At 51.6% G+C, this 15,066-nt stretch carries 16 protein-coding genes; 8 read left to right on the top strand and 8 right to left on the bottom strand.

The genetic code is table 11. The features are described 5' to 3' along the window. Nucleotides 1-97: 97 nt before the first annotated feature. A complete protein-coding gene (locus tag INP78_RS01255; RefSeq protein ID WP_194740401.1) occupies nucleotides 98-1,882 on the top strand; it encodes a GGDEF domain-containing protein in 1,785 nt (594 codons plus the stop codon). A 32-nt stretch (nucleotides 1,883-1,914) separates the two neighbouring features. On the opposite strand, the gene INP78_RS01250 is transcribed toward INP78_RS01255, so the two are convergent. The 4 genes from INP78_RS01250 to INP78_RS01235 all read right to left on the bottom strand — a co-directional run bounded on the left by INP78_RS01250 (nucleotide 1,915) and on the right by INP78_RS01235 (nucleotide 4,893). Next, entirely contained in the window at nucleotides 1,915-2,700 is a 786-nt protein-coding gene (locus tag INP78_RS01250) for a BPSS1780 family membrane protein (protein WP_194740400.1), read from the bottom strand. A 32-nt stretch (nucleotides 2,701-2,732) separates the two neighbouring features. Next, the gene (locus tag INP78_RS01245; RefSeq protein ID WP_194740399.1) at nucleotides 2,733-3,659 is read right to left on the bottom strand and encodes a homoserine kinase; all 927 of its coding nucleotides are present in this window, start codon (nucleotides 3,657-3,659) and stop codon (nucleotides 2,733-2,735) included. Between the two features lie 40 nt (nucleotides 3,660-3,699). After that, a complete protein-coding gene (locus INP78_RS01240) occupies nucleotides 3,700-4,044 on the bottom strand; it encodes a DUF2782 domain-containing protein (protein ID WP_194740398.1) in 345 nt (114 codons plus the stop codon). A gap of 123 nt (nucleotides 4,045-4,167) precedes the next feature. Next, on the bottom strand, nucleotides 4,168-4,893 hold the full coding sequence (locus INP78_RS01235; protein WP_194740397.1) for a TIGR00730 family Rossman fold protein: 726 nt from the start codon (nucleotides 4,891-4,893) through the stop codon (nucleotides 4,168-4,170). A gap of 95 nt (nucleotides 4,894-4,988) precedes the next feature. On the opposite strand from INP78_RS01235, the gene polA reads away from it, so the two are divergent. Then, a complete protein-coding gene (gene polA / locus INP78_RS01230; RefSeq protein WP_194740396.1) occupies nucleotides 4,989-7,754 on the top strand; it encodes a DNA polymerase I in 2,766 nt (921 codons plus the stop codon). Here polA and INP78_RS01225 read toward each other — a convergent pair. Beyond that, a complete protein-coding gene (locus tag INP78_RS01225) occupies nucleotides 7,751-8,458 on the bottom strand; it encodes a hypothetical protein (RefSeq protein ID WP_194740395.1) in 708 nt (235 codons plus the stop codon). The genes polA and INP78_RS01225 overlap by 4 nt on opposite strands. A 289-nt stretch (nucleotides 8,459-8,747) precedes the next feature. Between INP78_RS01225 and INP78_RS01220 the strand changes: the two genes are divergently transcribed. From INP78_RS01220 to INP78_RS01205, 4 genes are all read left to right on the top strand, one after another. Further along, nucleotides 8,748-9,014, top strand: coding sequence for a type II toxin-antitoxin system Phd/YefM family antitoxin (locus INP78_RS01220; RefSeq protein ID WP_194740394.1), 267 nt, complete (start codon nucleotides 8,748-8,750; stop codon nucleotides 9,012-9,014). A 12-nt stretch (nucleotides 9,015-9,026) separates the two neighbouring features. Further along, complete coding sequence (locus tag INP78_RS01215; RefSeq protein WP_194740393.1) at nucleotides 9,027-9,302, top strand: plasmid stabilization protein; 276 nt, start codon at nucleotides 9,027-9,029, stop codon at nucleotides 9,300-9,302. 94 nt (nucleotides 9,303-9,396) lie between these two features. After that, nucleotides 9,397-9,615 (top strand): hypothetical protein, encoded by a 219-nt coding sequence (locus tag INP78_RS01210; protein WP_228522581.1) that lies wholly within the window; start codon nucleotides 9,397-9,399, stop codon nucleotides 9,613-9,615. A 118-nt stretch (nucleotides 9,616-9,733) separates the two neighbouring features. Further along, nucleotides 9,734-9,973 (top strand): GlsB/YeaQ/YmgE family stress response membrane protein, encoded by a 240-nt coding sequence (locus tag INP78_RS01205; RefSeq protein WP_194740392.1) that lies wholly within the window; start codon nucleotides 9,734-9,736, stop codon nucleotides 9,971-9,973. A gap of 21 nt (nucleotides 9,974-9,994) precedes the next feature. Here the strand turns inward: INP78_RS01205 and INP78_RS01200 are convergent, their stop codons facing one another. Then, nucleotides 9,995-11,671, bottom strand: a complete 1,677-nt coding sequence (locus INP78_RS01200) for a diguanylate cyclase (RefSeq protein ID WP_228522580.1) — start codon at nucleotides 11,669-11,671, stop codon at nucleotides 9,995-9,997. 184 nt (nucleotides 11,672-11,855) lie between these two features. Here INP78_RS01200 and INP78_RS01195 point away from each other — a divergent pair, with 184 nt between their 5' ends. Then, a complete protein-coding gene (locus INP78_RS01195) occupies nucleotides 11,856-12,596 on the top strand; it encodes a molybdopterin-binding protein (protein ID WP_194741071.1) in 741 nt (246 codons plus the stop codon). A gap of 5 nt (nucleotides 12,597-12,601) precedes the next feature. Beyond that, the gene (locus tag INP78_RS01190) at nucleotides 12,602-12,880 is read left to right on the top strand and encodes a YkgJ family cysteine cluster protein (RefSeq protein WP_194740391.1); all 279 of its coding nucleotides are present in this window, start codon (nucleotides 12,602-12,604) and stop codon (nucleotides 12,878-12,880) included. On the opposite strand, the gene lgt is transcribed toward INP78_RS01190, so the two are convergent. Next, nucleotides 12,877-13,668, bottom strand: a complete 792-nt coding sequence (gene lgt, locus INP78_RS01185) for a prolipoprotein diacylglyceryl transferase (RefSeq protein WP_194740390.1) — start codon at nucleotides 13,666-13,668, stop codon at nucleotides 12,877-12,879. The genes INP78_RS01190 and lgt overlap by 4 nt on opposite strands. Before the next feature lie 50 nt (nucleotides 13,669-13,718). Continuing rightward, on the bottom strand, nucleotides 13,719-14,984 hold the full coding sequence (locus tag INP78_RS01180; protein WP_194740389.1) for an MFS transporter: 1,266 nt from the start codon (nucleotides 14,982-14,984) through the stop codon (nucleotides 13,719-13,721). Nucleotides 14,985-15,066 lie beyond the last annotated feature (82 nt).

The raw sequence follows: 15,066 nt of genomic DNA, 5'->3' as shown, positions 1-15,066 counted from the left end.
CATGCCAACGATGATTGGCAGGGGACTGTCATAAATATTTCATCCACCATTTGCACAACTTAATCAAGAAGCAGTTAAAACAGTCGATACTGCTGGCATGATATATGCCCCGCCACAGCTAGAGGTTGAAGCCATTTTGGCGCAGCGCAATTTGCTGCCGCTGTTTCAACCTATCGTCGATCTCAAACAGGCGCGCGTGTTCTCGCATGAGGCGCTAATCCGTGGCCCGGTGGAATCCAGGTTGCATTCGCCAATTGCGCTGTTTAATGCCGCCAGCCTGTGTGGCCTGAATATAGACATGGAATATGCGGCGCGTGAAGTGATTTTTACCGAATATAGCCGCACAGACCGTTCACACCCATTGTTTGTGAATTTCAGCCCGGACTGCCTGCTATTAAACGAGGGGCACTTGTCGTTTGGCTTAACGCAGCTGGAAAAATGCGGACTGCGAGCCAGCGATATCGTGATTGAAATCACCGAGAGCTCGACCATCCGCGATTATGCCGAACTCCGCGATGCGATTCTGCGCTTTAAGGCAATGGGGTTCAAAATCGCACTGGATGACCTGGGTGAAGGGACGTCCAGCTTGCGGTTGTGGTCTGAGCTGTCGCCGGAATATGTCAAAATAGACAAGCATTTTATTGCCAATATCCACAACGACCCCATGAAGCTGGAGTTTGTGCGCGGCATCCAGAAAATCGCGGTTGAATCGAATACGCTGACCATTGCTGAAGGTATTGAAACCAAGGAAGAACTGGCGGTCATCAAAGACTTGAAAATAGACTTTGCCCAAGGCTATCTGTTTGGACGGCCGTTCCCCAAGTTTCAATACGCGCTCACCGAAGAAGTCCATAACCTGCTGAATAAAAACATCGTCCGCCTGTTTGCTGACCAGCAAAGCCATGCGTCCAAGCAGGCCACGGTGGTTGGTTTAACCAGCTACCAACCGGCCGCCTTCCCGGAAATGAGCAATGAAGAGGTCTACAACTGGTTTAACAGCGACACCACGCTCAATTCGATTCCAGTGATCAATCAGCAAGGCATCCCCTTGGGGCTGATCAGCCGCTACGACACCATAGACCGGTTTGCGCGCCGTTACCAAAAAGAGCTGCATGGCAAAAAATCTTGCACCACCTTTATGGATACCCACTGCCTGATGGTGCAAAAAGACATGACGATTCTGGCGCTGAGTGAGCTGATTTTGGCGGCAGACCCCAAATACCTGCTCAACGGCTTTATGATTGTGGATGGTGAGCGCTATGTCGGCATGGGCAGCGGGCATGCCTTGCTACGCGAAGTCACCAATATGCAAATTCATGCCGCGCGCTACGCCAACCCGCTCACTTTGCTGCCGGGCAATGTGCCCATCAATGCCCATATTGATAAGCTGCTGGAGCGCCGCATCCCGTTTGTGGCGTGCTATTGTGACTTGGACCACTTCAAACCATTTAACGATGCCTATGGCTACCGCCGTGGTGACGAAGTCATTCAGTTTGTCGGTCGCTTATTGAGCAGTATGGTCAATAACGAACATGATTTTGTCGGCCATATTGGCGGCGATGACTTTGTGCTGATTTTTCAAAGCGAGGATTGGGAAGTGATTTGTCATGACATCTTGGAGACGATTGCCAAGGTGATGCCAGATTTTTATGACTTGAAAGACGTGCAGCTGGGCGGCATCCGCATCGAAGACCGCCTGGGCAATGAGCATTTTTATCCGTTTGGCAGTTTGTCCATTGGCGCCGTGCGGGCTTGCTCGGACAGCTTTGCCAGCCATCACGAAGTGGCTGGCGCCATGAGCAACGCTAAAAAACAGGCCAAAAAGACCATAGGCAACAGCCTGTTTACCGAGCGTAGAAACAAGCAATCGGCAAGCGCTTAACGTGTTGAATCAGGCCTAGACTTGTGGCGCACTTAGACTTGTGGCGCAGCCCTGAATACATCCTTGTAGCTGATATATTGGAACGCAAACATCAGGGCATTAATCACCAGCAAGGCGGCAAATACCAATAAGGGCATCAGCAGTTGTGCCAGCATAGGGATTAACGCCCCCAGGATACCGATGACCAGCCCCAGGCCAAGCATTACCACCAGCATCCCCACCGTCATCACCAGCCAGGAAACGCTCATGGGCACCGTATATTGCAGCATGCCGGCAATACTGGATTTAATGGCCTTGAGCAAAGGATAGCCATTCAAGGCAATCAGCATGGGGGAAAACCAGGTCGCAATAAACAATGGCAGTAACAGCAGCAACACCTTGACGATAAAAGACAGCGTGTTCTCCAGGAACAGTGTCATTTGCGACTCCGTCATGCCCGCTTTGGTCGGCGCATGCGAAATCAGGGATGCCAACTCGCTACTGAGCAAATAGGTCGCCAGCACGGCATAGACCAGGCAGCTTGCGCCCAGCAGCACCAAGGGCTTGAAATTCTGTTGTAATTGCTGCCAGACGGCTGGCGGTGACATGCTGCCCTGCAAATCCACTTGTCGATATAACATCACAATCAAAGCCATGCACACCGGCCAGATCACCACCGACACCAGGCCCAGGAACCCGAGCATGGGCAATGAAGGCAGCACCATGAAAATCACGATATAGGCCAGTGAGCACAGCATCCAGACATGCGGCTGTGTGCGGAACAAGGCCAGACTTTCTTTCACCCAGCGTACACCGCGCTGGCTCCCTGTTTCTGTCATGAGTATCCCTTTTTTATGTTTCTACTACTTATTTAAGTCAACACTTTACGATTCAGCAATACCCGCTCGAAATGCGCAGGATCTTTGGCATGCGTCAGTTCGCCGGTCACCGGATAATAAAAATCATACAGGCGCGATAACCAGAAACGCAAGGCCGCACGGCGCAGCAAGGCAGGCCAGTGGGTCTTCTCCGCCACGGTAAACGGGCGCTCGGACTGGTAAGCATTCATGAACGCCGCCAGCTTCTCATCGACAAAGTTTCCAGCGGCATCTACGCACCACTCATTGGCAGCAATCGCGACATCGTAGGCAAGCACATCGTGGCAGGCGTAGTAAAAATCAATAAAGCCACCAAGAGTGTCGCCATCAAACAACACATTGTCACGGAACAGATCGCCATGAATGACACCATGTGGCAAACGTGACAAATCCAGGCTATGCTGGAACTCCAGTTCTTCTTGCAGCAGATGTTGCTGCACCGGTGCCAGCTTGGGCATGACTTGCTGCGCGGTCATCGCGCGCCAGCCTTGCCCACGTTGATTGTGCGACTGCTCATGAAAGTCCAGCCCGGCCACATGCATGCGCGCCAATGTCCTGGCCACGGCTTCAATCTGTTTGACATTGGGCTGGCTAACATCGCTGCCTTTCAGGCAACTCACCATCAAGGCTGGCTTGCCATGAATGCGGTGCAAGGCAATGTTATTCTGGTCCGTGACGGGCTTGGGACAAGGAATGTCGTGCCGTGACAAATGCGTCATCAAATGCACGAAATACGGCAACTCATCAAAGTCGTTCTTTTCAAACACAGTCAGTACAAAACGTGACTGACTGGTTTCAACGAAATAATTGGTATTGGTGATGCCGGCAGCAATGCCGCGCAGGGTATGCAACTCGCCAACATTAAAAGGCGCCAGCCACTGGCGCACTTCATCCAAACTCAGGGTGGTAAAAACAGACATAATTATTGGCTAGCCTGCCAGTCAAGACAGGCGATCAGGATTAGAATCGGAACAGGATCCATTTAGGAACAGACAGTGGACGGGTCGGGCCATCATGCACCCAGTCACCATTACGGTCTTCACGATGCAGGTAGTAGGATTTGCCACTCGGTGGCGTCACCTTGACCATATAGACCTCACCATTCAGGCTATATTCCTCGATGTCATTTTCGCCATCTTTGCGTTTATTCACGCTGGGCTGGTCAATCGGCTGCCCTTCAATCACCTTGGGGGGCGATGGTACTTCTTCTAGCAACTCAGCATTGTTGGGGGCAGCAGCCCACACCGGCATCGCAATCGCAGCGATGCAGATACCTGCCAGCAATAAACGGGAAAAATCACGCATGGAAGACTCCTTAGTCATTAACGACTATTCTAGCAAAAACCCACGCGCTGGCGGTCACTGCACACATAATAAACTTCTAAAATCGCGCCCGACACACTGCGCCGGGCACGCCAAACCACACAATTACAAATACAGCTGCATCTTGCGCTCGGCCGGGGTCAACTCAAAGCCGGTGGTTTCATAATGCTTGAAGATCGCATCCACAATCTGCTGCGGCTCATCAATAATCTGGATCAGGTCCATATCCTCAGGCGAGGCCATGCCTTCTGCCACCAGCGTATTGCGCAACCAGTCGACCAAACCGGCCCAAAACTGGCTACCAACCAGGATAATCGGGATTTTGCGGCTCTTGCCAGTCTGCACCAGCGTAATCGCTTCCATCACTTCGTCCAGCGTACCGAATCCGCCAGGCATCACCACAAACGCGCTGGCATACTTCACAAACATCACCTTGCGCATAAAAAAGTATTTAAAGCTGATGCCAATATCCTGGTAGGGATTACCGTGTTGCTCGAATGGCAATTTGATATTGAGGCCGACGCTAGCCCCACGGCCGGGGAACGCGCCTTTGTTGGCAGCCTCCATAATGCCGGGACCACCACCAGAAATGACGCTAAAGCCTGAATCAGACAATAAGCGCGCAATTTCTTCGGTGAGCAGGTAATAAGGATGGTCAGGCTTGGTCCGCGCACTGCCAAAAATAGACACCGCCGGCATAATGGCTTTGAGGTTTTCGGTGGCGCCGACAAACTCGGCCATGATCTCAAATGCGCGCCAGGATTCATGCGTGACATCATCGCCATCTAACAATTCAGGCTCTACCATGCTTGGTAGCTTTCTGCTATTCATACATCGATCTTTCAAATGACACAGCAAATTAGTGTACATGAAGTCGCTTTGAAATGCGTAAAATACGCCATTGATTTGATTCACGAGAACGCACAATGAAAACCTTGCTTCTGGTAGACGGTTCCAGTTACCTTTATCGCGCCTTTCACGCCATGCCGGATTTGCGCAATTCGGCCAATGAGCCGGTAGGTGCGATTCAGGGCGTGCTCAACATGCTGCGCCGCCTGCACAAAGACTATCCGTCCGATTACAGCGCCTGTGTGTTTGATGCCAAAGGCAAAACCTTCCGTGACGACCTCTACCCTGAATACAAGGCCAACCGCGCCAGCATGCCGGACGACCTGCGTGCGCAAATCGAGCCGCTGTATGAAACCATACGCGCCATGGGCTGGCCACTGATTATCGAAGAAGGTGTGGAAGCCGACGACGTCATTGGCGCACTGGCCAAGCAAGCCGAAAAAGCAGGCATCAAAACCATTATCTCCACCGGCGACAAAGACATCACACAGTTGGTGAACGAGCATATCACCGTGGTAAATACCATGCGCGATGCCTTCCGCAAAACCGATGACGTGCTGGATATTGCTGGCGTAGAAAACAAGTTTGGCATTCCGCCCAGCAAAATCATTGATTACCTGATCCTGGTCGGCGACACGGCAGACAACGTCCCCGGCGTGGAAAAAGTGGGCCCGAAAACTGCCGTCAAATGGCTGACCGAATACGGCACGCTGGATAACATTATTGCCAATGCCGACAATATCAAGGGCGTGGTGGGTGAAAACCTGCGCAAGGCCCTGCCCTGGCTACCAACAGCGCGAGAACTGATTACTATCCGCTGCGATGTGGGCTTATGCGAAAGCTTTGACCAACTGACGACGCAAACGCCAGACAAAGAAAAACTGCTGGCCTTGTTTGACCACTTTGAATTCCGCAGCTGGAAACGCGAACTGGACAAACTGCCTGATGGATCGACCGCAGGCTCTGCCAGCATCTCTACAGTTGCCGCGGCCAGCCAGGCCGATAAACCAACGCTGCCTAGTTACACACCAGATACCCGCCGCCAGTACCAGACCATTTTGAATAACGCTGACCTGGATATCTGGATTGCTCAATTACAGCAAGCCGCGCTGATCTGTTTTGACACCGAAACCACTTCGCTGGATGCCATGCAGGCAAAAATTGTCGGCGTGTCGTTTAGTGTGACGCCGGGCGAAGCCGCTTATGTGCCGCTCACCCACGATTACTTTGATGCGCCAGAGCAACTTCCTTTGCAGGCCACGTTAAACAAATTGCAGCCCATCCTGGAAAATCCTGCGATTAAAAAAGTCGGCCAGAACCTGAAATATGACATGCATGTGCTGGCCAATCATGGCATTCATTTGCAAGGCGTGGCGCACGACACCCTGCTCGAATCTTACGTGTTCGAGAGCCACAAAGGCCATGGCATGGATGAGCTCAGCGAGCGCCACCTCGGCATCACGCCCATCAGCTACGAAACGGTGGCAGGCAAAGGCGCCAAGCAAGTCGGGTTTAGCCAGGTGACTGTGGAACAAGCGGCTGAATATGCCGCTGAGGATGCTGATATCACACTGCAATTACACCAAGCACTTCATCCGCAAGTCACCGCCTCTGACAAACTCAATTTCATTTATGAAAAAATTGAATTACCCAGCATGCTGGTGCTGCAAAGCATGGAGCGTAATGGAGTACTCATTGACAGCCATATGCTTAACCGTCAGAGCAATGAGATCGGCTTGCGCCTGATGGAGATTGAAAAACAGGCATTCGAGCTGGCCGAGCAACCATTTAACCTCGGCAGCCCCAAGCAACTGCAAGAGATTCTGTTTGGCAAACTGGGCATCAAGCCATTGAAAAAGACGCCTTCCGGGGCGCCCTCAACCGACGAAGACGTATTGCAAGAGCTAGCGCTGGATTACCCGTTGCCTAAAGTGATCCTGGAACACCGCAGCCTGGCCAAACTGAAATCGACCTACACTGACAAACTGCCCAAAATGATCAATGCGCAGACTGGGCGTGTACATACCAATTACAACCAGGCCGTGGCCATCACCGGCCGCCTGGCGAGCTCGGACCCCAACTTGCAGAATATTCCCGTGCGCACGGCCGAGGGCCGCCGTATCCGCGAAGCCTTTATCGCGCCGCCAGGTGCGCATATTGTGTCTGCTGACTATTCGCAAATTGAATTACGTATCATGGCACACCTGTCACAAGATGCAGGCATGCTCAGCGCATTTGCCAACAATGAGGACATTCACCGCGCCACGGCCGCCGAAATTTTTGGCGTGGAACGTGCCGCTGTCGACAGCGAACAGCGCCGGTATGCCAAGGTGATTAACTTTGGCCTGATTTACGGCATGAGTGCCTTTGGCCTGGCACAAAACCTCAATATCGAGCGTAGCGCCGCCGCCAATTACATTGAACGCTACTTCGCCCGCTACCCAGGTGTACGCCAGTACATGAACGACACGCGTGAGTTGGCCAAGCAACAAGGCTATGTGGAAACCATTTTCGGCCGCCGCCTGTGGGTACCAGAAATCAACAGCGCCAATGTGCAACGTCGCAACGGCGCTGAACGCGCCGCCATTAACGCGCCTATGCAAGGCACCGCCGCTGACCTGATTAAACTGGCCATGATTGCCGTCGACCAATGGCTGACAGCCGAGAAACTGCAAGCCAAACTGATCATGCAGGTACACGATGAACTGGTACTGGAAGTGCCGGATGCAGAACTGGCGCTGATTCAGAAAAACCTGCCCAAACTCATGCAAAGTGTTGCCACGCTGGATGTACCGTTGTTGGCTGAAGTGGGCAGTGGCAGCAACTGGGAAAGCGCGCATTAACTTACGGTTTGTAGAGTCTGATGAATAACCACAGATGTTGCATCAATCTCAATGACTAGATCATCATGAAGTATGAAAACAGAGTCGAATGTGGGCTGCTCGTGCCAAAAATCAAATAAACCAGCGCTAAGACAGCTTAAGGCAACATCAAAATCTCTAACAGCTACCATGCCGGGAATCTCAACATTGATTAATAATATGTTTTTAGAAAATTTCTTAAAGTTTGCTTTATTAAAATCAGTTTTCTTTTTATACATAGTCTGCTGCAGATATGCCGCCCATCGGCGCTCCGGCTCATCCCCCATAAGCGGCCCGACTTGAACCTCATCACCAGCCGAAATCGCATTCACCAACTCTTTAGCCTTTTTCTTGGTCATAAACGGAGTAAATGAATTAGCTGAATAGCAATAAGCCTGATCACTGCTGTCTAATCTATATTTAACTTCCTTCTGCGCCATATTGCAGGCCCGAGTGACCTCCACACCAACCCACTGATTACTTTCCTTAGACTTAAAGTAAAAATCAGGTTTGTCATCATGTATGAGGTCTACAGGGAACTCATTCCCAGTCAATAAGGCCTCGCTCTTCAACCAAACCCCAATCAAATGACGCTCATATACTTTCTTACCTGAAAATACATGACTAATGTCGATTTGGTCAAAATTATCCAGATCGCTTTTATCAGAAAGAACTATATGCTCCATAGAATCATCCCAATTAATAATTAATATTTTCCAACTGTAATCAAAATGCGATTGCTTATGCGCAAAACTTGGGAACTGATAAAAGCTGACTCATCAGATGAGCTAATACAGTAAATTCAGAAACTGATAACTAGCGCTAAAAAACCTGTTTATGACAGATGGAAATCAAGTCTAAAAGCAGGAGAAGTATGCGCAACCAGATGAGACATATCTTACGTCAGAAAATACTATAGTATTTTTAATAACATCATTTAGAATGCTATTAGTCACACTCAAAAAGAGATTAATCATGCAACATCTCACAGCAAATGATTTAAAAACCAAAGGCGTTGCCGCGATTGAAGCTTCTTTGGAGGGACAAACAGAAGTGGTTGTTTCTGTGCGTGGCAAAGATAAATATGTGGTGATGGATTTGGCGCATTACCACTATTTGCGCGAGTGTGAACTGGAGGCTGCGCTGGCTGAAAGCCGTGCTAACTTGGCTGAGGGCAAGTTTGTCAAAGAGTCGGCTGAGGCACATTTGACACGTTTGGACAAACTCATTCAGCCTGAATAAGGGTGAACTGAAGTGACGTTCAACTTAGTTTTTACCGAGCAATATAACAAACGTGCAGCCCGTTTTTTAAAACGCCATCCCGAGCTACGCTCACAATACCTAAAGACATTACAGCTACTTGAGGCGAATCCACATCATCCCTCACTCAGGTTACATGCGCTCAGTGGCAAATTAACTGGCTTACATTCAGTCTCCATCAATCTGGCTTACCGTATCACCTTAGAACTGATCATTCAGGATGCAGAAATCATTCCTGTGAATGTGGGTGATTATGATGCGGTCTATTGATTTCGGGCGGCTATAACGCTCTCGCGAATAACGCATCACCCCTTTGCTATGTTAAGGTAATACATCGCCCACTTAGCTCACAGGAGAATTAACAATGAAATCATCCCTCATGATAGGCATTATTCTGATTGCGCTCGGCACCGCCGGGCTGGTGTTTAAAGGCTTTAGTTACGAGAGCAAAGAGACCGTGGCTAAAATCGGCTCGCTGGAAGCCAGTGCAGAAATCACCAAAGATGTTGAGGTGCCACAAGCCTTGAGTATTATCGTGCTTGTCGCTGGCGTCGCCATGGTATTGGTCGGCCTGAAAAAATAGTCTCCACCAGTTTGGTCTTGCCAGTCATTTCTGACAGGCTTTTCCTACACACACTGACAGATCGCATCATCCGTTCTGGTTAGCATACGGTTTCATCACAACAACAAGGGAGATTCACATGCTTTGGACAATTATCGTGGGTATTATCGCCGGTTGGCTGGCTGGTTTGATTATGAAAGGTGATGGCTTTGGCCTGATCTGGGATTTGATTCTGGGCATTGCTGGGGCGGTTGTCGGCGGCTGGCTGTTTGGCTTGTTGGGCTTAAGTGCCAGTGGCGGTGTGGTCGGCAGCATTATCGTCGCCACGATTGGTGCCGTGTTCCTGATTTTTATTTCGCGCCTGCTCAGAAAAGCCTAGTCACACCGCAAGGTGTACACATTAAATGCTGGAAAACACAACTTTTCCAGCATTGCCTTTTTTAGCCAGATACATGGCAGCATCGGCTTTCTCTAGCAACGCTTCTATTTCTTCTTTCTTTTTGGGCCAGGCAAAGGCCACGCCTATGCTGCACCCCACTGTGATTTCTTGGCCGGATTGTAAACGGATAGGCTGTTGAATACGCTCGATCAGTTTATCGGCGATTTTGCTGGCAAGCAGCCTCGGATGCTCAGTAAACGTTAGCAAAATCACAAACTCGTCGCCGCCAAACCGGCACACCATATCCTCTTCACGCAACACACCGGGAATACGTTGCGACAAGGTGATTAACACCTCGTCGCCAGCGGCGTGCCCCAGTGTGTCGTTCACAGACTTGAAACCATCCAAATCCAGAAACAATAAAATCATGCCTCGGTTAAGGTTGTGCGCCTGCGCGCCGCTGGCAATGCCACGCATCAGGCTCATTAAGCCGCGGCGGTTAAACAGCCCAGTCAGCGGGTCTTCGGTCAGCAATTTTTCCAGTGCGTTTTGCTGGGTGTGAAATGCGGTCATATCCATCAAAAAACTAATGCAAAAGGTTGACTCGTTTTCAACCACCCTGGTCAGTGCAATCCTGAGCGGAATTTCGTGACCATCGGCATGGAATCCCTGACGCTCGGCCACCATTTTTTCAGTCGTATCCAGTTGCCTGCGTTTTTTGGCATAGGCATTTAACTGCTTCCAGTCTGGGATCATTTTTGAAATATGTTTACCAGTGATACGTTGCGCCTGATAGCCAAACATGCCCTCAAAGGCGCGATTGACTGTCTGGATAAAGCCTTTGGCATCGGTGATGACAATGGCATCAATCGCATTTTGAAAAATCACGCGCATTTGGTGTTCCTTGAACTGCAAATCACGCGCAAGCTGGCGTTGCCTGACAATCATGTTTTGTGCGATCACAGCGCCAATCAAGGTGATCGCGCCCAAGGTGACGAGTGTGGATAGATACCAGCGGTCCACCGTCGGCACTGGCTGCGCAAATTCGGCCAAGCCGACAAACGTGGCGGCAGCCATGCCCACATAATGCATGATGGTAATGGCAGCACCCATCACCGCACCGCTCACCACGTGACGCCACGCACGCAGCCGCTGCAGCCCCTCACATTGCTGGCGAAACCATAAAGCGAGCACGGCCAACAGCACCGCCACCGCCACAGACATGGCAACCCACCATGGTTTAAACGTCATCACCGCGGCAGTGCGCATGGCTAACATGCCGCTGTAATGCATCACACCAATACCCAGGCCAATAATGATGCCTCCTAGCCATAAATGCCGCATGCCGCGGGCGGATTGCGAGATCCAGCGCATCGCCGCCCAGGCAGCGACAAACGCAGGCAAAATCGATAACAGGGTGGGCAGTGGCGCATACTTGACGGTGACGCAGAGTTCGAAGGCCAGCATGCCTAAAAAGTGCATGCTCCAGACCGCGGCGCCTAAAGCAATCGCGCCACTCAGCAGCGCAAACTTTTGATCTTTTGTTAACTGGAACTGTTTGGCCTGGTCGGCCAGATGCATGGCAAGAATAGAGGCGACGGCGGCAATAATATACGACAAAACGACGATCCACTCCTCATAACGGGAGAGAAGGATGGCACCTGCCGGACGCACAAAATCAAACAAAAAGTTTGTCAATTGCTTGTATCCAATCACACAGAGTGACTTCGTCAGGGGTGGCGTCACTGCATTGACGCTCACATGATGGCGCTAGATTAAGTTTTGTGGGGTATCCCTCACAGCAAGCTCATATTAAAAAGCGCGTGCTGGTATTATGATGACCTTGAAAAACACTTTCAAAACACATTTACGCAAATTAACCATGCATCAATTTGGCATTTATATCATCGGCGATGAAATTCTGTCTGGCAAACGCCAGGACGCACACCTGAGCAAGGTCATTTCTCTGCTGTCAGCACGCGGTTTACAACTGAGCTGGGCGCATTTTATTGGCGATATTCCCGACCAGATCACCCGTCACCTCAAAGCCAGTATGGCCCGTGGCGATGTCGTTTTCAGCTTTGGCGGCATAGGGGCCACGCCAGATGACCATACCCGCCAATGCGCAGCAGCCGCGGCCGGGGTGCCGATTGAGCGCCATGCCGGGGCGGTGGCCAATATTGAGGCCCAGTATGGCGAGGCGGCTTATCCCAAGCGCGTATTGATGGCCGACTTTCCGCAAGGCTGCGACCTGATCCCTAACCCGGTAAACCGCGTTGCTGGATTTAGCCTCAATCAGCATTATTTTGTGCCCGGCTTCCCTGAAATGGCCCATCCCATGGTGGAATGGGTGCTAGAAACTTACTACAGCCAGCTATTTAATACCGCAGACTACCTGGAACAGGCGATCGTCATCACCGAGGCAGGTGAGAGTGACCTGATTGATTTAATGAACGAGATGCTTAGCCAGTATCCGGCGCTGAAACTGTTCAGCTTGCCGCGTACTAATCAGCGCCGCACCACAGAAGTTGGCATGAAAGGCGAAAGTGCGTTGGTCAAACAGGCGATGCAGGATTTAAAAGCTGGGGTGTCAGCGCTGGGCTACCCTTGGGTCGATGTATAAACGCGATGGATTGCCGTCCGCAGTGTGGTGCCTGTTGTATTGCACCGTCGATTACCAGCGCCATCCCAGGCATGCCTGAGGGTAAGCCTGCTGGCGTCGCCTGTATTCAATTAGATGAGTTATTCAAGTGCAAACTGTTTGGTAAACCCGAACGGCCGGATTTTTGTGGCGGCTTGCAGCCCAGCCTGGAGATGTGCGGCGATGCGCAACAGTCGCGTGAATATGCCATACGCTGGCTGAGTGCACTGGAACTAGCGACCCAGCCAGCTTTTAAAAAACATTAATGCTTGCGATACGCCCAGCGCATCATGCCCAGCCCGACCAGGATCATGGGCACGCATAACCACTGCCCCATGCTCAAGCCCAGCGACAACAGGCCTAAAAAGCTGTCCGGTTCACGCGTAAATTCGACAATAAACCTGAAGCTGCCATAACCAAGCAGGAACAATGCAGAGACGGCACCGATGGGGCGCTTTTTACCGGCGAAGGTCCATAACAACAAAAACAGCACAATGCCTTCCAGCGCAAACTCATACAGTTGCGATGGATGACGCGCCACGTGGTCGACCGCAGGAAACACCATGCCCCAATCAGCATTGGTCGGGCGGCCCCACAACTCGGCATTGATAAAATTGCCCAATCGCCCTGCTCCCAGGCCGATTGGCACCAGCGGCGCGACAAAATCCATCAGTTGCAGCCAAATGACGCCACGCTTGCGCGCAAACAAGGCCATGGCCACCATGACACCAATAAAGCCACCATGGAACGACATACCGCCTTGCCAAAGCGCAAAAATCTCCAGCGGATGCTGAAAAAAGTAAGCAGGTTGGTAAAACAGCACATACCCCAAACGCCCACCCAGCACCACGCCCAAGGCGATGTAAAACAACATATCGTCCGGGTCACGCTCCTGCCAGGGAGAGGCTGGATCCAGCTTACGCAGGCGCTTGACCTGATATTGCCCCAGCCACAAACCGCCAAAAAAGCCGACCAGGTACATCAGCCCATACCAGTGGATACCAAAACTGCCGATTTGTAATGCGATGGGGTTAAATCCCGGATGGGTAAACATACCGTGTCACCGTGAAAAAAGTTGCATTATACCTGCTCGCAGCGGCAAGTTCAGTCCTCTAATACTGGCGCCGATGGCATTTGCCAGACTGCTACTGCACTGATGACAGCCACGACCGACATATAGTAACCCACCCAGGTCAGACCGCCCTGCTGTACCAACGCCTGGGCAATCGCAGGCGCAAACGAAGCCCCCAGAATGCCGCCTAGCTGATAGCTTAATCCCGCACCGCTATAGCGCACCGCCACCGGAAACTGCTCGGGCAAAAACGCGCCCATGGGGGCAAAGGTCACGCCCATCAAAAACAGCGCAACAAACAAAAACAACACGATCCATAACCAGTGGCCGCTGCCCAACATAGGCGCCAAGGCAAAGCCCAGCAGCACGGCCAGCACTTGCCCACAGAGCAGCACGGGGCGCCTGCCAACACGATCAGCCGACCAGGCTGCGAGCGGCGTGGCAATGACCATACCCAGAATGGCCACACACAGCCAGCCCAAAAATACAGGCCGGGCAATCTGCAATGTTTGTGTGCCATAACTGAGGCAAAACACGGTGGCGGTATAAAACAGGTGATAACACACCGCCATCGCCAGTGCGCCCAATACAATCGCCCGCCCATGCTGCCACAACAGCGTTTTTAACGGCCAGCGGTGTAAATGCTGTGCCGATTGCGCTTGTGCAAACACTGGCGTTTCGGCCAGTTTAAACCGCACATACAAGCCGACGATGACCAGGGCCGCACTGATGATAAACGGCACCCGCCAGCCCCACTGGGCAAATTGTGACTCATTTAACAGCAGGCTTAATCCAAGAAAGGTCAGGGTCGCCAGTAAAAAGCCAATGGAAGGCCCAAGCTGTGGAAACATGCCATACCAGCCACGTTTGTTGGCTGGCGCATACTCGGTGGCCAGCAAGGCCGCCCCGGCCCATTCGCCACCCAGGCCTATGCCCTGACCAAAGCGTAACAGGCACAACAGCACCGGCGCCCAAACACCCCAGCTGGCATAGCCTGGCAGCAAACCAATCAGAAATGTAGAGCCGCCCATTACCAGCAATGACGCCGCCAGCGTCGATTTGCGGCCAATGCGGTCACCAAAGTGGCCGAATAGCACTGCGCCTACTGGGCGCGCAATAAAGGCTAGTCCAAACGTGAGCAAGGCGTTTAAAGATTGGATGGCCGGATCACTGGCCGGGAAGAATACCTGTCCGATCACCAGCGCAGCCGCCATGGCATAAATATAAAAATCGTAAAACTCGATGGCGGTGCCGATAAAACTGGCGAAGGCAATATGCTTTAATGAAGGTGTCGTCATGTCCGCATCTTACATGTACACCGATGAACAACGCCACTTGAGGTTGCTGCGCCCATAAAAAAACCGGGGTAACGATTGCTCG

The organism is Methylophilus sp. 14 (assembly GCF_015354345.1).
Classification (GTDB): Bacteria; Pseudomonadota; Gammaproteobacteria; order Burkholderiales; family Methylophilaceae; genus Methylophilus.
The sequence above is the reverse complement of the archived record's forward strand: the minus strand, read 5'-3'. Positions and strand labels throughout refer to the sequence as shown.